We start from the raw sequence: 17,494 nt of genomic DNA, 5'->3' as shown, positions 1-17,494 counted from the left end.
CGTGGATACGTTTTCGCTCGTCCTGGTTCGTCTTGCAACTGCTTTTGAATTAAGGAAAATTAGTGCGCTACCTTGATCACTTCTATATCGACGGGCAATTCGTTCGTGCGGTTAGCCGCGCTCGGCGGGCTGTCACCAATCCCGAGACCCTTGAATCCGTCGGCGAAATTGCGATGGGAGGCCCGGTGGACATTGATGCGGCTGTCGCTTCAGCGAGAAGAAGCTTTGCTTCGTTTTCAAAGTCGGCGGCAGACGTCAGGCTCGGCTTGCTCCGTCGCATCGAAATACTATTCAAGGAACGCCGCGAAGAGTTCGCGAGGCGGATGACCCTTGAGATGGGAACCCCGATCACGTTCTCCCGACAGGCTCAGGTGGAAGGATCGCTGGTCCATATCCAGAAGGGAATTGAGATCCTGGAACGCTTCGAGTTTGAGAGGACGCGCGGAGGGACCACACTTGTTATGGAGCCTGTTGGGGTGTGCGGATTGATCACGCCGTGGAATTTCCCGGTGCTGCAAATCATAACGAAGCTCATTCCTGCTCTCGCGGTCGGTTGCACCGTCGTTCTAAAACCGAGCGAGTACTCGCCCCTGAGTGCCATGTATCTCGCCGAGCTGTTGCATGACGCGGATGTACCGCCAGGTGTGTTCAATCTCGTGAATGGTGACGGTGCGACTGTGGGTGCCGCCATGTCATCTCACCCAGGTCTGGACATGGTCTCCTTTACAGGCTCCACCAGAGCAGGGGTGCTTGTGGCCAAAGCCGCGGCAGATACGGTGAAGCGCGTGCATCAGGAACTGGGCGGGAATTCAGCAAACATCATATTGCCGGACGCTGATCTTCAAACGGCAGTCAAGGCGGGTGTGCATGCGGCGTATCGGAATGCCGGTCAGTCCTGCACCGCACCCGGAAGAATGCTCGTTCACCGCAGCCATTACGAGCAGGCAGTCGTTCTAGCCAAAGAAGCTGCTGAGGGCTTTCGTTGCGGCAACGTTTTTGATCAGGGGACGCAACTCGGTCCGGTTGTCAATGAAGCTCAGTTCAATCGGGCGAGATCGCTGATCGACTCGGCAATGAGCGACGGCGCCACTCTGGTAACGGGCGGGACTGACCTCCCGGCCGGTATCGAAAAAGGGTACTTCATTCAGCCCACGGTTTTCGCGAATGTGACGCCCGACATGCGCATTGCCAAGGATGAAACCTTTGCCCCGATCGTATCGCTGATCGCATATGAAAGTGTCGATGAGGCTATCGATATAGCGAACGACACACCTTACGGGCTTGCCGGTTACGTGCAGGGAAGCGATGTAACAGCTTCAAAAGTTGCATCGCGGCTACGTGTGGGGCAGGTACAAATAAATCAACCGCAATGGGACCCGTCCGCCCCGTTTGGTGGGTATAAGCAGTCAGGTAACGGGCGGGAATGCGGTGAGGCGGGCTTCGAGGCCTATCTCGAAGTCAAGGCTGTAATCAGGGCTTAATCGGGAATGCTGGTCCGCCAGGTATTGCGAGTGCTTCCTCGGATAGGCCTTTCGTGACTAGAGGATTGGTCAACATCAAAGATGTCAACCCTAAGAAGTCGATCGCCAGACTTGCCATCTTCGAAGGCTGAAGAATCCGAAGCAAGATTAGCTTCCGCGAGGCATTTTGTCTTTCTGCTGATTCCGAATTTCAGCATGATTGCGTTCGTAAACGCGCTCGAAGTCCTACGGATGACCAATCAGGTAAGTGGGCAAGACATTTTCAAATGGTCGGTGCTCAGCCCGGATGGGCTGCCTGTGATGGCGAGCAATGGCTTAACGGTTGACACGGCCCCTGTTGACAGAATCGGCCGGGCGGACATCCTCTTCGTCTGCGCGGGCAACGAAGTTCAGCGAGCAACCACGGCGGACCATCTCAAGTTGGTCAGGCACTTCGCACGTGGGGGAACATTTCTCGGTGGCATCTGTACAGGCGCCTATGTTTTAGCGAAAGCGGGAGTGCTGACAGGCTACACATGTGCAATACATTGGGAATACCTGTTTGCTCAAACGGAAGCGTTTACCGAAGTAGCATTTCAAAAATGTATATTCAAGGTTGATCGTGACCGGATAACTTGCGCTGGCGGGATCGCTCCGCTGGAGATGATGTTGTACATAGTGAGGCTGACGGTGGGAGCAGAAGTCGTCGCGATGATTTCGGACCAGTTTTCAGTCGAGAGCATCCGGACTTCCGACGCCAGGCAGAAAACAGCGCGGTATGGTTCATCGAGAAAGTTACTTTCCGACATTCTGGAACTCATGGAGAGTAACATCGAGACGCCTCTATCACTGGTCGCACTGTCAGAGCGCAGCGGTGTTTGCGAACGGCAGCTTTTACGCCTGTTCAAGGTCGCGTTCGAGCAGTCCGTGATGCAACACTATCGGTCTTTGCGACTGCGCCGCGCCCGGCAATTGCTACTGCAAAGCAGTATCTCGTTGACAGAGATATGGGTCGTGTGCGGGTTTCAATCACACTCTCACTTTACGACTTCTTACCGAAGGGAATTCGGTTTGACGCCCGGTCAGGAAAGGACGCTGTCTGAACGAGAGCCATTTGGAAGTGACCCACGCAACTATCACGTCACTGGGCATGTCGTGTCCGTTTCGGCTGCTCCATAAGTGGAGTGCGATGGGCTGAAACGATAGTCAAAAAGTAACTTTTCAGCGATGGGAACAGAGCCGGTTACGGTGTAGTCATACCGGAGCTATGGGAGATCGGGCATATGAGTTCGTTGAAGATGACGCTTCCGCCGCCGAACATGTTGGTCACGTTTGAGGCCGCGGGACGGCATCTGAGCTTTTCCCGTGCAGCTATCGAGTTGAACGTGTCACGAGTCGCGGTAAGTCAGCAGATACAGGCGTTGGAAAGCTTCCTGGGAGTACAGCTCTTCCATCGACTCGACAGGACAATACGGCTGTCGGACAACGGAGCCAGATACCATGCAGCGATATCGTCTGCGTTGCGACAGGCCGTTCAGGCAACGATAGAGATCAGCTCAAGGCCTATTGATAACATTGTCACTATAAGCGCTACCGCGGGTTTTACGACCTACTGGCTCCTGCCAAATTTTGGCGGCTTTCGCGCGCTGCATCCCGATATCGAGCTGCGATTCATCGTTTCAGACCAGCTGTCTGGCGCTGACAACAGCGTAGACATTGCTGTGACGTATGGATCAGCCCCTCCTGACGCAGATTCGGTTCTTCTGACGTCACAAACCATCGCACCTACGTGCTCAGCCACTTATCTTGCGAACAGAAGTCCACCGATCAAACCTGGCGATTTGCTGAAACATCCGTTGATCCATCTTGAGGGGCCGTATGATCGCCTGACAAGATGGTCCACGTGGTTCACTAATCAAGGTGTGAACATGGATGCGGCCAAGTCTAATATCACCGTCAACACATACACGAACCTGGTGCAGGCGGTGTTTGACGGTCAGGGCTTCGCGCTTATTGGCCCTCCACTCATGAGGCAGTTCCTCGCAAACAAAACCCTTGTCCAACCGATCCAGGCTGACCCAGTCCGCTGTCATGGATTTCATTTGACCGTCCTCTCACCTGGGGCGGCGGCTACCGAGGCCGTTGCCGAGTGGATCAAGACTTCTTTTCTCTGCGACCGCGATGCGGCATAGATTCGATGCCCTTTGAGCGCTCGCTGACGACCATTCAGTCACGTTAACCTTGGATTAACCTCGCGCCTTTCTTTTCCTGCGTTTACGGAGGGACGTCCAGCGAGCAATATGATCGGGCCGTATCTGCACGCCGGATTGCAATGTGCGGCAAATACAGATTCAGCAATTGCACTAATTTTCCCAGAAATCGCCGGTAGAGAGCGGGCGGACGTTTTGGCCGGGAAGGTTTGCTTTCACGCAACCGGCAACTCGTCGCGGCGTTCGGAGATCTCCATCTACCGCTGAACAGGTAACCCTATGGATAGCCGCCATCACCACGATATCAATGCATCGGAAGCGACCTTGGCAGAATCTCGTAGCTATCGCCTCGATGGATTAGTGAAAGAGCATCGAGCCAGTGAAATCGATAAATCCTTGATCGAAGCCTTCGAGGCTGTCGATCGTCCCGCGTTACGAGCGTATCGCCTTGAAAGGCTGCGCATGCAGTTGCGAATGCACGACTACGCGGGGATGCTGCTCGCTGATCCGATCAATATCCGGTACGCGACAGATACAAACAGCCTCGGCATATGGGTGATGCACGCGCCCAGTCGATACGTCTTCGTCGCCACCGATGGTCCTACTATACTTTTTGACTTTGCTACCAGCCGCCATAACAGCGAAGGCATTGAATCGATCAACGAAATCCGACCAACGATCCCGTGGAATTATTTCCTCGCGGGTCCAAGGGTTCACGAAAAGGCCGCCGAGTGGGCACGCTGTATCGCCGACGTAGTGCGTCAGCATGGCGGAGGAAACAACCGTCTCGCAGTCGACAAATGTGATCCATGGGGAGCGGAGCTGTTGCGGGCAGAGGGAATTTCTTTGCACGATGCGCAGCCCTTAACAGAGATGGCGCGTCTGATTAAAGGCCCGCAAGAAATTGAGCAGCATAGGATATCGATGGGTGTTTGTGACCTTGGCGTGGCTAGAATGCGCGAAGCACTACAGCCTGGGATTACCGAAAACCAGCTGTGGAGTGTGCTTCAAGACACAAACACCGCCCATGGCGGAGAGTGGAGTGAGGCGCGTCTTCTTAGCTCAGGGCCAAGAACCAACCCTTGGTTTAGAGATGCTTCCAACCGCGTCATCAACGCGGGAGACATCGTTGGGTTCGATACCGACATGGTAGGCCCCGGTGGTTATCTTTCGGATATCTCGAGAAGCTTCATATGCCCCGGGGAAAATCCGTCTTCGGAGCAACGCACTCTGTTCGGTCATGCGAGAGATCAGATTTCTCATAACTGCAGTCTGCTACAACCGGGTGTAACGTTTCGGGAGTTTGCTGACAAGTGCTGGGCAGTGCCGGAAAAGTACGTGCATAACCGGTACATGATGATGGTGCACGGGTGTGGTCTGGTTGATGAGTATCCGAGCGTCGCGTATGCGGTAGATTTCGACGAGTGGGGTTACGACGGAACCTTTGAAGAGAACATGGTGGTCTCAGTCGAAAGCTTCATTGGGGAAAAGGGTGGTTCAGAAGGCGTAAAGCTGGAGGAGCAAGTACTCGTCACCGCAGGCGGCCCGGTGCGTTTGTCGAGTTGTCCATTGCTCGGGGATCTTCTGATCTAGCCGTCGCCCCGAAAAGCGTGGTTGCCTTCGGAGGAATATCTGCGTCGTGGCCATCGTGGCATTAGGCAGCCATGCCCGTAACATCATTGGCGATGTCGCCTAAAGCGAGGGGCGCGCCGATCGATGACGATGTCACCGCGAGTTGAAGAGGGGCAGTGCCTCTTGCCCGGAAACTTCTCGAGTGCGCGGATCTGCTGACTGACGGCGACGCGCGAAACACCAGGTGCGATCGCTGTTCTTCGGGTTGCAACGCGCGTTTCCGACCCGGGTGCAGGTGAGCGGCATGGTGGTCTCTCCTGCCGGAAGAGGGCAGCAGCGAAGCCGATACCACCGAAAATACCGCTCGACATCACCGGCTGTCCAAATGCCAGGCCGGATCGCCGAAGAAAGAAAAACCCCGCAAGACATTGATCTTACGGGGCTTCTTGGAATACTGCGGCCTATCCCGGAACAACTATTGGTGCCCAGGGCCGGACTCGAACCGGCACGCCTTGCGGCGGGGGATTTTGAGTCCCCTGCGTCTACCTGTTTCACCACCTGGGCTTGCCTGACGGCGGCGCGAATGCGCCCGCGGCGAGAGGCGGATTATGTCCGAAAACGGGTGGCAAGGCAAGGTGCTGGGCGGCCCGGCGAGGCACGGGCGACGTCACACCGTGCGCGAGAAGTGCCGCGCGTCGTGCCCCTCGACGTAGCGTCCGACCCGTGCCACCCCGTTGCGCTCGAACCTCTGCAGTCGCTCGATCTCCGGCGCGAACTTTTGCGCGAAGCGAACGCCATAAGCTGATTCGAATTCGTCGATGCGCAATTCGAGATTGCGCATCAATTTCATGATGATGCCGCCGCGCAAGCAGTCGTCCGCGCGGAAATCGCTACGGAACTGAACGGCGACTGGATATGACATATACCGCAGGGACTGCTGCGATCGCGCTAAAGGCTCGCATCCGCAGCGATGGCACAATGCGAAGTTCGTTGCGTCGCGATCTACTCGCAACTGCTTAACAAGCTTCAGGAAAAGTGTAGTGAATCACGACCTCGCATTCCGTACTGACGATCACGCGTGTCGTCCCGATTGCGGCGCATGCTGCATCGGGCCTTCGATCTCGAGTCCGATTCCCGGCATGCCGGACGGCAAGCCCGCCGGCGTGCGCTGCGTGCAGCTCGGCGACGATCTGCGCTGCGCGATCTTCGGCCAGCCCAAGCGGCCCGCGTGCTGTTCGGGTCTGCAACCGCAACTGGAGATGTGTGGCACGACGCGGATCGAGGCACTCGCGTGGCTCACGCAGCTCGAACAGCAGACCCGACCCGCGCGGTGACGCGCGTCCGCTTCAACAGGAGATCACGCATGACCCGATTCGCACTGCCGGCCCGACGCCGCTTCCTTCTCGCTGCCTGCGCGGCTACAGGGATTGCCGTGTCGCTCGCAGCTTGCGCGGCATCGACGTTTCCATTCATCCCGCAGCACTACACGTTCTCGCAGCAGCAGGTGCAGGACGCGGTGCAGCGGAAGTTTCCGTATCAACGCACCGTGTCGCAGGTCTTCGACGTCGCGTTGACCAATCCGGTGGTCGGCTTCCTGCCGGATACGAATCGCGTGACCGTGCGGCTCGACGCGCACTTCGCGAGCCCGTTCATGCCGCAGCCGGTGAGCGCTGTGTTCACGCTGTCGAGCCAGCTCGCGTACGACGCTGCGAGTCGCTCGGTCGTACTGAAGTCGCCGGGCGTCGATCACGTCGACGTCAGCGGCGATGCGCAGGCGTACTCGCAACAGATCAGCGCGGCCGCCGGACTGCTCGCCACCCAGCTGCTGAACAACTATCCGATCTACACATTCAAGCCCGAGCAACTGCAATTTGCCGGCGTGAGCTACGAACCCGGTACAATCACTATCCTTACAAACGGCATACGCGTACAGATCGTCGAAAAATGACGGCGTGCGCGGCCGTACGGGCCGCGTTCCGCCGAGGTCGAGCGCAGCGAAGCCCGTCACGGTTTCATACAGCGACAAGGGCTCCGGATGGATTGGATCGTGATCTGCAAGGCGTTGATTCTCGGCGTCGTCGAAGGGCTGACTGAATTCCTGCCGGTGTCGAGCACCGGCCATCTGATCGTTGCAGGAAGCCTGCTCGATTTCACCGACGAACACGCGAAGACCTTCGACGTCGTCATCCAGCTCGGCGCGATCCTCGCGGTGTGCTGGGAATTTCGGCGGCGGATCGGCAGCGTGGTTGTGGGTCTACCGACGCGGCCCGACGCGCGTCGCTTCACGCTGAACGTGATCGTCGCGACGATTCCCGCAGTCGTGCTCGGTCTTCTCTTCGAAAAAGCAATCAAGGCCGCGCTGTTCTCGCCGGTGCCGGTCGCGTTCGCGCTGGTCGTCGGCGGCGTGCTGATCCTGTGGGTCGAGGCACGCGGACGCGAGCGTGGCGCGGTGGCGGCGCGCGTGCAATCGATCGACGATCTGCGCCCGTTCGACGCGCTCAAGGTCGGCCTCGCGCAATGCTTTGCGTTGATCCCGGGGATGTCGCGTTCGGGCTCGACGATTATCGGCGGCATGTTGTTCGGCCTCGATCGGCGCGTCGCCACGGAGTTCTCGTTTTTCCTCGCGATCCCGATCATCTTCGGCGCGACGTTGTACGAGATGGCGAAGAGCTGGCACCTGCTGTCCGCCGACATGCTCGGCACGTTCGCGATCGGTTTTATCGCGGCGTTCGTCAGCGCGTTCGCGTGCGTGCGCTGGCTGTTGCGCTACATCGCTGCGCACGATTTCACGGCGTTCGCGTGGTATCGGATCGGCTTCGGGTTGTTGATCCTGCTGGTGGGATATAGCGGTGGGCTAAGCTGGACGCTGTGATGCCGCGCGATGCGTGGATACGAAAAAGTCCGCACTTTTGTGCGGACTTTTTTATGTTCAGACTGCGTCGCGTCGTCTGAACACGAGGTCCCAGACGCCGTGTCCGAGCTGCAGCCCGCGGCGCTCGAACTTCGTCACCGGACGATAATCCGGACGCGGCGCATAGTCCTGCGCGGTATTGACGAGCGCGGGCTCGGCACTGAGTACCTCGAGCATTTGCTCCGCGTAATTCTGCCAGTCGGTCGCGCAATGAATGTACGCACCGGGCTTCAGTCGCGACACCAGCAGCGCGACGAACTTCGGCTGGATCAGACGGCGTTTGTGATGCCGCGCCTTGTGCCACGGATCCGGAAAAAAGATGTGCACGCCGTCGAGACTTTCCGGCGCGATCATCTGCTCGAGCACTTCGACCGCGTCGTGCTGGAGGATGCGGATGTTCGACAGATTCTGCTCGCCGATCAGCTTCAGCAATGCGCCCACACCAGGCTCATGAACCTCGACGCCGAGGAAATCGTCGTCCGCACGATGCGTGGCGATCTCCGCGGTCGTCGCGCCCATGCCGAAACCGATCTCGAGGATGCGCGGCGCGCGTCGGCCGAAGATGGCGTCCCAGTCAGGCTGCGTTGCGGAAAACGGTACGACGAAGCGTGGCCCGATTTCGTCGAGCGCGCGACGCTGGCCCGTCGACACACGCCCCGCACGCGTGACGAAGCTGCGGATGCGCCGCAGGTGCGGCACCTGCGAATCGTCGGTGGGCGGATCGGCATCGGGACGGCCGGCTTCGTTTGGATCGTGAATCATCATCGGGAACAGCGGTTGGTGAGGCGACGGATGGGTCGCACGGCGGGCATAATGATATTGCTGCGCGGCCGGGGTGTCCGGCCAGGCGCGGATTATAGCAGCGGGGTGTGGGGCGACAGCGTGCGGGCAGGGAGCATCGGATGGAACGCTACCGGAAACTGACCGGGAGATTGCTGGCGCAACAGAGGGCTGGAAAAACTGGAGCGGGCGATGGGAATCGAACCCACGGCTCTAGCTTGGGAAGCTAGGGTATTACCATTATACGACGCCCGCAGAGCGCGCCATTTTACGCGGGTTCCACCGGTTTGCGCAAACCCGCGTAACGAAACTGGCCCCTCCGGCCAGTCAAATCCCGAACAGCGTCAACGACACCGCCGCGCGCGTGACAACCATGATCAGCACCTGCACGATCACGAACAGCAGGATCGGCGACAGGTCGATGCCACCCAGTTGCGGCACGATGCGCCGCAGCGGATTCAGCAGCGGCGCGGTCAGCTGATAAAGAATCGGCATGGCCGCCGAGCGCGGGTTGAGCCACGACAGCAGCGCCATCAGGATCGTCATCCAGATGATCAGGTTGAGTGCCCATTTCACGACCGTGAGCAGCGCGACGATCAGTAGCGCCGGCATCAGGCTGAGCGGATCGAGGCCGACAAGCACAATTGTCAGTACCACGTAGACGAGCGCCGTGATCAGCGTCGCGACGATGCTTGCCCAGTCGATGCCGCGCGTTCCCGGAATCACGCGGCGCAGCGGCAGCACCAGCCAGTTGGTGAATTGCAGCACCGCGTTCGAGACGGGGTTATACGGCGGCAGGCGTACGAACTGCAGCCATGCGCGCAGCAGCAGCGCTGCGCCGAACAGGGTGAAAACGGTATTGAGCAGAAAGCGGGCGATATCGCCGAACATCTTGTGTCCTCTTTGCTTCGGGTGTTGTTCGCGTGGGCCGGCGGCCATGCGGCGCGTGTGTTGTGTTTGATGCGTGTGCGGTGTCGCGGCCGGACGTCACATTATCACGGCTTACTTGACGCTTGCACCAGCCGATACCTGATTCACCGAGCGCGCGAGCGAATTCTCGACGGCCTCGGCAATCGTGTCGATGCCGGCAGGCGGAGACGGCCGCCGGCGTGCCAGTTCGATGCCGCGCCGCGACATCAGCGCGTACAGCGCGGCGTGATCGCCGCCGAGCGTTTCGAGCAGCGTCAGCTGCTTTTGCACGACGCCGGTATCGCCGCGCGAGATCGGGCCGGCGAGCGCGCCGGACAGGCCGCGGTCGCGCGCGGTCTCGATCGTACCGGCGAGCATCGGCAGTACCGCGCGCAATGCGTCGTCCTCGGCGAAACCGAGCGTGCGCCACAGGGCTACGCATTCGGCGAGGCCGCACAGCGCGAAGCTCGCCGCATAGTGCGCAGCCGCGTGATACAGCATCCGGCCGCCGCCGGGGATCGACAGCGGGTGGCAGCCGAGCGCGGACGTCATCGCTGCGAGCGCTTCGTGAAGTGCGCCGTCCGCCTCGATCGTCACCGAGCAGCCGACGATCCGTTCGATGTCGGCAGGCGCGCCGCTGAACAGATACAGTGGATGAAAACCGCCGATCGCGACGCCCTGCGCGCGCGCCGGTTCGAGCAGTTCGACCGGCGACGCGCCGCTGCAATGCACGAGCCCCCATGCCGACCGGCTGGTGGAACTCGATGCACTGAAGCGCAGAGTGTTCGCTGTCGTACCGATGCTGTCATCGGGGACGGTTAAAAAGACGATATCGGCTGCTTCGACGACGGTCTGCGGATCGCCTGACGAGACGCAGCCCGCGAATTCCCCGGCGAGATCGTGCGCAGTGGCAGCGGTCCGGCTGGCGATCGCTGCGACCGGATAGCCGGCGCGCGCGAAGCCGCGTGCAAGACAACGTGCGAGTCGGCCCGCGCCGATAAAACCGACGCGTGGCAACGAGGGCTGGGACATGGTTCTGCTCCAGGCAGGCAATCGGGAGGGGTCGGGCAAGCACCGAGTATCGCCGATCCATTATCTCGACGTGGTTTTCGTCAGTCTGTTTTCACGCCGTATGAGGCGAGCGGGTGAATATCGTGCGGCACGATGCACCCGGGTTCGAAAACTGCTCACAATTTCTCTGGTGCCGTTTTTTCATGCAGATGTGGTGGCTGTCGTTGTCGATTTTTTCCGTTCCAGGCAGATTCGGGAGGTCGTCATGAGCATCTTTTCGTATCGGAAGCACCTGCGGTTTCTCACCCCTTTACAGCGCCGTCGCTGGTGGGACCAGAAAAAGCGTCTCACGCCGCGCGTGCGGATCAGCGGCGCGTACGTGCCGCCGAGCGTCAGCCGCGAGTTCACGTATGTGAAGGTCGGCTGAGGCTACTGTTTCCCGTACGTGTTTCTCGCCAGGCCCGGCCACGCGCCGGGCTTTTTCTTGCCTGCGACGCACGCGACATGCCTGCTCATTTGTAATTAAAGGTTACCGGAGTGCGCCAGCCGGTGGCTTCGACGTCGGTAAAATCGTCCGTTGCGATACATCTGTCCGTGCAAACCCTTGATTTTTAGCGGGTACCCCACCATTTTTTCTTTGCACCGGTTGACCGTCGTTAAGGAAGCTGTCGCATCGATTGCAATTTGCAACAAATGCATAAAGCGGTGCATGGCCTTTTTGGATAGAGTGAATTCCAGAGAGCACGCCCGTTTTGCGACACGGCCACGGGGCCGCGCCGCCAGGAGAAGAGAAGTGAAAAAGATCGTTCCGTTCATCGTTGCCGCCGCGCTTGGCGTGGGGCTCACCACTGCGGCCGAAGCGCACGTGTCGATCGGCGTCGGGATCGGCATCCCGTTCGCGCCGGCCTATCCGGTTTATGCACCGCCGCCGCCGGTGTATTACGCACCCCCGCCGCCCGTCGTGTACGCGCCGCCGCCGCCCGTCTATTACGGCGGATATGGTGGATACGGCGGACCGGCAGTCGTGGTCGGCGGCTACTACGGTCATCCGTACTGGCACCACGGCTACTATCGCGGCGGCGGCTACTACGGCCACGGTTACGGCCGCGGCTGGCGCCGTTAAGCGGCCGGTGTCGCGCGGGCGATTCAATTCCCGTGCGGCGACCGTCTCCGCCTTACGCTCGACGGCGTAACGCAGGCATGATTGCCGCGTTACGCCGTTTTGTTTTGGGGCGGTGAATGCGTTGCCACGGCGGTTTAGCGCGCGGCGTGCACGATCAGATCGTGATATCCGTTGACGATCACGCTATACGAGAAATACGCGAACAGCAGTGCCGACAGCACGTGACACGCCCGCAGCAGTCCCGTCCCGGCGCGCTTGCGTCCGTGGCTCGCGAGGCCGCATAGAAAGAGCGTCCAGCACAGGCCACCGAGCAAGAAACCGCCGAGGAACACAGGCGCGGTCGTCAGCGTGGTCGCACCGGCTTTCGCGATCAGCGCGCCGCCTACCGCAGCGAACCACAGGATCGCGCTCGGCGATGAGATCGCCAGCAACGCGCCGCGCACGAAACCGCGCCACGCGCTCAGGTGAGGCGCCCGCGTGTCGGCCTCGCCTTCGACCGGCGGCGCCGATGCAGGATAGAGCGCTTCGCGTGCCATCTTCCATGTGAGGAACAACAGGATCGCCGCGCCGCCGAGCCATACGATCCAGCGCACCGCGTCGAACTGCAGCAGCGCGGCCATCCCGGCAAGCGCGAGCGATGCATACAGCAGATCCCCGAAGCACGAGCCGAGGCCGAGCCAGAATCCCGGCCTGAAGCCGTGCGTCAGCGTCAGCGAAATGACCGCGACGTTGACGAGACCGATATCGAGACACAACGACAACGACAGAAAAAACCCATCCGACAACATCGACCACGCATGCATTCGTGCCACAGCCTCTTTCAGGTTGATCTTCTTGCGCGAGCGCGTTGCATTGGAGCGCCGCGCGGCCTATGGCCTATAGCCCGAGTTCGTTCCACAGCGCGTCGATGCGCTGTTTGACGGCTTTGTCCATGGCGATCGGACGACCCCATTCGCGATCCGTTTCGCCAGGCCATTTGTTCGTCGCATCGAGGCCCATCTTCGAGCCTAGACCCGCGACCGGCGATGCAAAGTCTAAATAGTCGATCGGCGTGCGGTCGACGAGAATCGTATCGCGCGACGGATCGATGCGCGTCGTGATCGCCCAGATCACTTCCTTCCAGTCGCGGATATTCACGTCCTCGTCGACTACGACGATGAACTTCGTATACATGAACTGGCGCAGGAAGCTCCACACGCCGAACATCACGCGCTTCGCGTGACCGGGGTAGCTCTTCTTCATCTGCACGATCGCCATCCGGTAGCTGCATCCTTCGGGCGGCAGATAGAAATCGGTGATCTCCGTGAATTGCTTCTGCAACAGCGGCACGAACACTTCGTTTAGCGCGACGCCGAGCACGGCTGGTTCGTCGGGCGGCTTGCCGGTATAGGTGGAGTGGTAGATCGCGTCGCGCCGCATCGTGATGCGCTCGACGGTGAACACCGGGAACCACTCCTGTTCGTTGTAGTAGCCGGTGTGGTCGCCGTAGGGGCCTTCGAGCGCGTGTTCGTACGTGGCGCTCGCGCCTTTCGACGGCCGCGGCGGCGCGCCGGACGGTGCCGGCTCGGGCGTGCCTTCCTGTGGATAGATGAAGCCTTCGAGCACGATCTCCGCGCGCGCCGGCACCTGCAGCGTATCGACGCCCGGCGTCAGGCACTTCGCGAGTTCGGTGCGCGCGCCGCGTAGCAGGCCTGCGAACTGATACTCCGAAAGCGTATCGGGGACAGGCGTAACGGCGCCGAGGATCGTCGCCGGATCGGCGCCGAGCACGACGGCGACCGGATACGGCTGGCCCGGATGCTTCAGCGCGAATTCGCGGAAGTCGAGTGCGCCGCCGCGATGCGCCAGCCAGCGCATGATCAGCTTGTTGCGGCCGATCAGCTGCTGTCGATAGATACCGAGGTTCTGCCGGGTCTTGTTCGGCCCGCGTGTGACGGTCAGCCCCCACGTGATCAACGGGGCGACGTCGCCGGGCCAGCAGGTCTGGATCGGCAGTTTCGCGAGGTCCACATCGGCCCCTTCCCAGACGATCTCCTGACACGGCGGCGCGCTCACGGTCTTCGGTGCCATGTCCCAGACGGCCTTCGCGAGCGAGAGCAGCTTGCCGGCGTCCTTGAGGCCCTTGGGCGGCTCCGGCTCCTTCAGGGCAGACAGCAGCCGCCCGACGTCGCGCAGCGACTGCAGCGCGGCTGCATCGCCGGCATTCGGGCCGGAAGCCGCGTCCGTATCGACCGCCACGTCGATACCCATGCCTAGCGCGATCCGCCGAGGCGTGCCGAACAGGTTGCCGAGCACCGGGAACGCATGGCGCCGTTTAGCCTCGAACAGCAAGGCAGGCCCACCGGCGCGCAGCACACGGTCGCACAGCTCGGTCATTTCCAGTACAGGGGAGACGTCTTGCGGGATACGGCGCAGTTCGCCCAACGTTTCGAGACGGCCGGCGAAGTCGCGCAGATCTTTGTATTTCATCGGGTCCGGGGCCGCACGGTGCGGCGGAAGAAGGGCGGCGGCACGCAACCGCATGCCGTAAGGGATCGGCAATTTTACCCGCGTTGCCGGGTACGTTGGCGGACGCACCCTCGAAGGCAAAAATGCCATCGGCCTGAAACATACGCAGCGCGCGGTTTTCATCCTGCTGAACGCTGTTCATTATTACATTTGGTTATGGTTTTGGCTTTCTATAGTGTTGACGATCTATAAAACCCTGCTAGAATCCGTCGACATTGGTTGCAGGGCCGTAGTTTTATCGCCACCGCCCCCGGTCCTTTAAGACGCAACGCGTCGCCGTTAGCCGACCCCTGCACGGCTTCAGACGGTCTATTTGTTGTCCTCGCCAGCGCCATCCGACGCTGGTTTTTCGTGTGGGAACCCCCGGTTGCGTGCTTCGTTGCATGCAGGCGGATCTTTCACCGGTTCCCCAACGGTTTTATGCCGTTTTTCCCGACGCCGCTGCCGTCCTAACCAGAGCGCGCGGCGTCTTGGTCTGCGAACACATGCATGTTGCCGGCTCGCCCGGCGCTTCGCGGACCATGCAACATGGGAGATCATCTGAATGAACGCCTGGTTATCGTGGCGTCCCGATGAGCGCCTTGCGCAAGCTGTACGCGCAGTGCTGCGTCGCGGGACGCGTGTAAGTCACCATCTTTTTAGCGTTGTCGGCGGATTCGCCGTGCTGTTTGCGCTGGCCTTGTGGCTGTTGCCTTCGTGGCGCGGCACCCTGGCCGCCCGGCTGATGCCGGTGCTGTCGGCGGCGGTGCAGGCCGGTCCGGCCCGTCTGCTGCAAGGTAATCCGTTGCCGTCCTTCGGGCCGGCCAACGGTAACGGTTCGTCGTCCGACGACTCGCTGTCCGGCACCGCTACGGGCAGCGACACCAGCGGCGGCACCTCCAACACCAGCTATGACGGCGTTTTCGACGGCAGCGGTTCGGGCAACGGCGGCACGGTTGCGCTCAATGGCCTCGACCCGCGCACGCTGCCGAGCGTCGGTTCGCTCGCGCGATTGATTCCCACGCAGCGCGTCTCTGCCGATGCCCGCGACGACCGCGTGCTCGTCTCCAGCCGCGAACAGGATCTCGTTGCGTCGTACCTCGCACGCCGCTACCGCGTCGCGCAGGAACCGGTCGGTGAACTCGTGAAAGCGGCGTTCGACACCGGCCGCGAAGTCGGCTTGGATCCGCTGCTGCTGCTTTCCGTGATGGCGATCGAGTCGGGCTTCAACCCGTACGCCGAGAGCGGTGTCGGCGCGCAGGGCCTGATGCAGGTGATGTCGAAGGTCCACTCGGACAAGTTCCAGTACTTCGGCGGCCAGAGCACCGCGCTCGAACCGTTGACCAACATCAAGGTCGGCGCGCTGGTACTGAAGGATTGCATCGCGCGCGGCGGTTCGCTGCCGGGTGGTCTGCGTCTGTACGTCGGTTCGTCGACGCAGGACGACGGCGGCTACGGCGCGAAGGTGATGGCGGAGCGCGGTCGTCTGCGCGACGTCGCACACGGCCGCAAGGTACCGATCAACGCGCCGCAGGCTCCGGCCACGGCTACGGCGGCTACGCAGCCCGCGTCGCCGAACGCGGCGAGCGGTGCGGCGAAGCGTGTGCAGGTAACGCTCGACACCGCGCATCCCCTGACCGCGAAAACGGTCGCCGCGACACCGACGAAGGCGCCCGAGCAGGACGACGCGAACGCAGCAGCGAAACGCACGGCCTCGCCGGAACTCGGCGCCTGACGTTTCAAGCTGGCCAGGCCCGACAGCAACACAAAGAAAAAAGCACCCGAGGGTGCTTTTTTTACGTCCCTACACAAGAAGCAGCGCAGCCGTTCGGCCTTCAACCAAACAGACGATGCAGCCGGTCGACCGCCTCTTCGAGCTTCGAGAAAGCAGTCGCGTACGACAGCCGGATATACCGATGCGGCGCGTAAGAGCCGAAGTCCACGCCCGGCACAAGCACGACGCCTGCATCGTGCAGCATCGCGCGCGTCAGCTCCGCGCTGTTGCCCGCGGCCGGATGCGCGACGGTGCTGCAATCGGCGTACACGTAGAACGCGCCATCGGGCATCACCGGCACGCCGAACCCCAACTGTTTGAGCGCCGGCACGATGAAGTCGCGACGACGCATGAATTCGAGCCGGCGCGCTTCGTAGATTGCGAGCGTATCCGGTTCGAAGCACGCGAGCGCCGCATGTTGCGCCAGCGACGACGCGCAGATGAACAGGTTCTGCGAGAGCTTCTCGAACGCATCGACCAGCGTAGGCGGCACAACCAGCCAGCCGAGGCGCCAGCCGGTCATGTTGAAGTACTTCGAGAAGCTGTTGACGGTGATCACGTCGTCACCGAACGACAACGCCGACACAGGCTGCGCGTCGTAGCTGAGCCCCTGATAGATTTCATCGACGATCGTGAAGCCGCCGCGCGCACGAACCGCACCGACGATGCGTCGCAGTTCGTCTGGCTCGATCGACGTCCCGGTCGGGTTCGACGGCGACGCGAGCAACACGCCGCGCGTGCGGTCGGTCCACAGCCGTTCGACGTCGGCGGCGGTCAGCTGGAAGCGTTCGGCGGGCCCGCTTGGCACGAGGACCGGCTTGCCTTCCGCGGCTGCGACGAAGTGCCGGTTGCACGGATAGCACGGGTCGGGCATCAGCACTTCGTCGTCGCGATCGACGAGCGCCGTGCACGCGAGCAGCAGCGCCGCCGATGCGCCCGCCGTGACGACGATCCGCGCGGGATCGACGTCGATGCCATACGCGTGCGCGTAGTGCCCGGCGATCGCTTCGCGCAGTGCGTGCAGCCCGAGCGCGCTCGTGTATTGCGTGACGCCGCGCCGCAGCGCATTCGCCGCCGCTTCGACGACCGGTTCGGGGGCGGTGAAATCGGGCTCGCCGATGCCCATGTGGATGATGTCGCGTCCGGCGCGCTCGAGCCGTGCCGCTTCTTTCGCCAGCTCCATCACGTAGAAAGGCTGGATCGCGTCGACGCGGGCGGCGAGCCGCAACAGGGGTTCGGTCACGGTGGTCATACGTT

The 17,494-nt window shown here is 61.2% G+C and carries 17 protein-coding genes and 2 tRNA genes; 10 read left to right on the top strand and 9 right to left on the bottom strand.

Annotated elements, in window-relative coordinates:
• The first annotated feature begins 62 nt into the window (after nucleotides 1–62).
• The 4 genes from ACREXZ_RS19975 to ACREXZ_RS19960 all read left to right on the top strand — a co-directional run bounded on the left by ACREXZ_RS19975 (nucleotide 63) and on the right by ACREXZ_RS19960 (nucleotide 5,263).
• Nucleotides 63–1,481 (top strand): aldehyde dehydrogenase family protein, encoded by a 1,419-nt coding sequence (locus tag ACREXZ_RS19975; protein ID WP_431765842.1) that lies wholly within the window; start codon nucleotides 63–65, stop codon nucleotides 1,479–1,481.
• Between the two features lie 81 nt (nucleotides 1,482–1,562).
• Nucleotides 1,563–2,639, top strand: a complete 1,077-nt coding sequence (locus tag ACREXZ_RS19970) for a GlxA family transcriptional regulator (RefSeq protein ID WP_431765841.1) — start codon at nucleotides 1,563–1,565, stop codon at nucleotides 2,637–2,639.
• A gap of 104 nt (nucleotides 2,640–2,743) precedes the next feature.
• Nucleotides 2,744–3,652 (top strand): LysR substrate-binding domain-containing protein, encoded by a 909-nt coding sequence (locus ACREXZ_RS19965; protein ID WP_431765840.1) that lies wholly within the window; start codon nucleotides 2,744–2,746, stop codon nucleotides 3,650–3,652.
• Between the two features lie 297 nt (nucleotides 3,653–3,949).
• The gene (locus ACREXZ_RS19960; RefSeq protein ID WP_431765839.1) at nucleotides 3,950–5,263 is read left to right on the top strand and encodes a M24 family metallopeptidase; all 1,314 of its coding nucleotides are present in this window, start codon (nucleotides 3,950–3,952) and stop codon (nucleotides 5,261–5,263) included.
• Between the two features lie 458 nt (nucleotides 5,264–5,721).
• Here ACREXZ_RS19960 and ACREXZ_RS19955 read toward each other — a convergent pair.
• Nucleotides 5,722–5,806: transfer RNA gene (locus ACREXZ_RS19955), tRNA-Leu, on the bottom strand.
• Between the two features lie 103 nt (nucleotides 5,807–5,909).
• Nucleotides 5,910–6,110, bottom strand: a complete 201-nt coding sequence (locus tag ACREXZ_RS19950; protein ID WP_431765838.1) for a hypothetical protein — start codon at nucleotides 6,108–6,110, stop codon at nucleotides 5,910–5,912.
• Nucleotides 6,111–6,282: 172 nt separating this feature from the next.
• On the opposite strand from ACREXZ_RS19950, the gene ACREXZ_RS19945 reads away from it, so the two are divergent.
• The 3 genes from ACREXZ_RS19945 (at nucleotide 6,283) to ACREXZ_RS19935 (ending at nucleotide 8,114) form a co-directional block, all read left to right on the top strand.
• Entirely contained in the window at nucleotides 6,283–6,576 is a 294-nt protein-coding gene (locus ACREXZ_RS19945; protein ID WP_431765837.1) for a YkgJ family cysteine cluster protein, read from the top strand.
• Nucleotides 6,577–6,605: 29 nt separating this feature from the next.
• The gene (locus tag ACREXZ_RS19940; RefSeq protein ID WP_431765836.1) at nucleotides 6,606–7,190 is read left to right on the top strand and encodes a DUF1439 domain-containing protein; all 585 of its coding nucleotides are present in this window, start codon (nucleotides 6,606–6,608) and stop codon (nucleotides 7,188–7,190) included.
• Between the two features lie 87 nt (nucleotides 7,191–7,277).
• Complete coding sequence (locus ACREXZ_RS19935; protein WP_431765835.1) at nucleotides 7,278–8,114, top strand: undecaprenyl-diphosphate phosphatase; 837 nt, start codon at nucleotides 7,278–7,280, stop codon at nucleotides 8,112–8,114.
• Between the two features lie 57 nt (nucleotides 8,115–8,171).
• Here the strand turns inward: ACREXZ_RS19935 and trmB are convergent, their stop codons facing one another.
• The 4 genes from trmB to ACREXZ_RS19915 all read right to left on the bottom strand — a co-directional run bounded on the left by trmB (nucleotide 8,172) and on the right by ACREXZ_RS19915 (nucleotide 10,874).
• The gene (trmB, locus tag ACREXZ_RS19930; RefSeq protein ID WP_431765936.1) at nucleotides 8,172–8,915 is read right to left on the bottom strand and encodes a tRNA (guanosine(46)-N7)-methyltransferase TrmB; all 744 of its coding nucleotides are present in this window, start codon (nucleotides 8,913–8,915) and stop codon (nucleotides 8,172–8,174) included.
• Between the two features lie 199 nt (nucleotides 8,916–9,114).
• Nucleotides 9,115–9,188: transfer RNA gene (locus tag ACREXZ_RS19925), tRNA-Gly, on the bottom strand.
• A gap of 72 nt (nucleotides 9,189–9,260) precedes the next feature.
• The gene (locus tag ACREXZ_RS19920) at nucleotides 9,261–9,824 is read right to left on the bottom strand and encodes a YggT family protein (RefSeq protein ID WP_431765834.1); all 564 of its coding nucleotides are present in this window, start codon (nucleotides 9,822–9,824) and stop codon (nucleotides 9,261–9,263) included.
• A gap of 111 nt (nucleotides 9,825–9,935) precedes the next feature.
• Complete coding sequence (locus ACREXZ_RS19915) at nucleotides 9,936–10,874, bottom strand: Rossmann-like and DUF2520 domain-containing protein (protein ID WP_431765833.1); 939 nt, start codon at nucleotides 10,872–10,874, stop codon at nucleotides 9,936–9,938.
• Between ACREXZ_RS19915 and ACREXZ_RS19910 the strand changes: the two genes are divergently transcribed.
• Together ACREXZ_RS19910 and ACREXZ_RS19905 are read left to right on the top strand one after the other, a co-directional pair.
• Complete coding sequence (locus ACREXZ_RS19910) at nucleotides 10,873–11,280, top strand: hypothetical protein (protein ID WP_431765941.1); 408 nt, start codon at nucleotides 10,873–10,875, stop codon at nucleotides 11,278–11,280. The genes ACREXZ_RS19915 and ACREXZ_RS19910 overlap by 2 nt on opposite strands.
• 366 nt (nucleotides 11,281–11,646) lie before the next feature.
• Nucleotides 11,647–11,976 (top strand): hypothetical protein, encoded by a 330-nt coding sequence (locus ACREXZ_RS19905; protein WP_431765832.1) that lies wholly within the window; start codon nucleotides 11,647–11,649, stop codon nucleotides 11,974–11,976.
• A 134-nt stretch (nucleotides 11,977–12,110) separates the two neighbouring features.
• Here the strand turns inward: ACREXZ_RS19905 and ACREXZ_RS19900 are convergent, their stop codons facing one another.
• Entirely contained in the window at nucleotides 12,111–12,779 is a 669-nt protein-coding gene (locus tag ACREXZ_RS19900; protein WP_431765935.1) for a LysE family translocator, read from the bottom strand.
• Between the two features lie 73 nt (nucleotides 12,780–12,852).
• Entirely contained in the window at nucleotides 12,853–14,445 is a 1,593-nt protein-coding gene (locus ACREXZ_RS19895; protein ID WP_431765831.1) for a UbiD family decarboxylase, read from the bottom strand.
• Nucleotides 14,446–15,028: 583 nt separating this feature from the next.
• On the opposite strand from ACREXZ_RS19895, the gene ACREXZ_RS19890 reads away from it, so the two are divergent.
• Complete coding sequence (locus ACREXZ_RS19890) at nucleotides 15,029–16,198, top strand: transglycosylase SLT domain-containing protein (protein WP_431765830.1); 1,170 nt, start codon at nucleotides 15,029–15,031, stop codon at nucleotides 16,196–16,198.
• A 100-nt stretch (nucleotides 16,199–16,298) separates the two neighbouring features.
• On the opposite strand, the gene ACREXZ_RS19885 is transcribed toward ACREXZ_RS19890, so the two are convergent.
• Nucleotides 16,299–17,489, bottom strand: coding sequence for a pyridoxal phosphate-dependent aminotransferase (locus ACREXZ_RS19885; RefSeq protein ID WP_431765829.1), 1,191 nt, complete (start codon nucleotides 17,487–17,489; stop codon nucleotides 16,299–16,301).
• Nucleotides 17,490–17,494 lie beyond the last annotated feature (5 nt).

The organism is Paraburkholderia sp. (assembly GCF_050742655.1).
Taxonomy (GTDB): Bacteria; Pseudomonadota; Gammaproteobacteria; order Burkholderiales; family Burkholderiaceae; genus Paraburkholderia.
Note: the sequence above shows the minus strand (reverse complement) of the source record. Positions and strands in the feature narration are given on the sequence as shown.

Bases quoted from the DNA above. Each gene is read 5' to 3' on its own strand.
- ACREXZ_RS19965 (WP_431765840.1), top strand. From the start codon at position 2,744: ATGAGTTCGTTGAAGATGACGCTTCCGCCGCCGAACATGTTGGTCACG.
- ACREXZ_RS19960 (WP_431765839.1), top strand. From the start codon at position 3,950: ATGGATAGCCGCCATCACCACGATATCAATGCATCGGAAGCGACCTTG.
- ACREXZ_RS19940 (WP_431765836.1), top strand. From the start codon at position 6,606: ATGACCCGATTCGCACTGCCGGCCCGACGCCGCTTCCTTCTCGCTGCC.
- ACREXZ_RS19920 (WP_431765834.1), bottom strand. From the start codon at position 9,824: ATGTTCGGCGATATCGCCCGCTTTCTGCTCAATACCGTTTTCACCCTG.
- ACREXZ_RS19910 (WP_431765941.1), top strand. From the start codon at position 10,873: ATGGTTCTGCTCCAGGCAGGCAATCGGGAGGGGTCGGGCAAGCACCGA.
- ACREXZ_RS19890 (WP_431765830.1), top strand. From the start codon at position 15,029: ATGAACGCCTGGTTATCGTGGCGTCCCGATGAGCGCCTTGCGCAAGCT.
- ACREXZ_RS19900 (WP_431765935.1), bottom strand. From the start codon at position 12,779: ATGCATGCGTGGTCGATGTTGTCGGATGGGTTTTTTCTGTCGTTGTCG.
- ACREXZ_RS19885 (WP_431765829.1), bottom strand. From the start codon at position 17,489: ATGACCACCGTGACCGAACCCCTGTTGCGGCTCGCCGCCCGCGTCGAC.
- trmB (WP_431765936.1), bottom strand. From the start codon at position 8,915: ATGATTCACGATCCAAACGAAGCCGGCCGTCCCGATGCCGATCCGCCC.
- ACREXZ_RS19915 (WP_431765833.1), bottom strand. From the start codon at position 10,874: ATGTCCCAGCCCTCGTTGCCACGCGTCGGTTTTATCGGCGCGGGCCGA.
- ACREXZ_RS19935 (WP_431765835.1), top strand. From the start codon at position 7,278: ATGGATTGGATCGTGATCTGCAAGGCGTTGATTCTCGGCGTCGTCGAA.
- ACREXZ_RS19895 (WP_431765831.1), bottom strand. From the start codon at position 14,445: ATGAAATACAAAGATCTGCGCGACTTCGCCGGCCGTCTCGAAACGTTG.
- ACREXZ_RS19970 (WP_431765841.1), top strand. From the start codon at position 1,563: ATGTCAACCCTAAGAAGTCGATCGCCAGACTTGCCATCTTCGAAGGCT.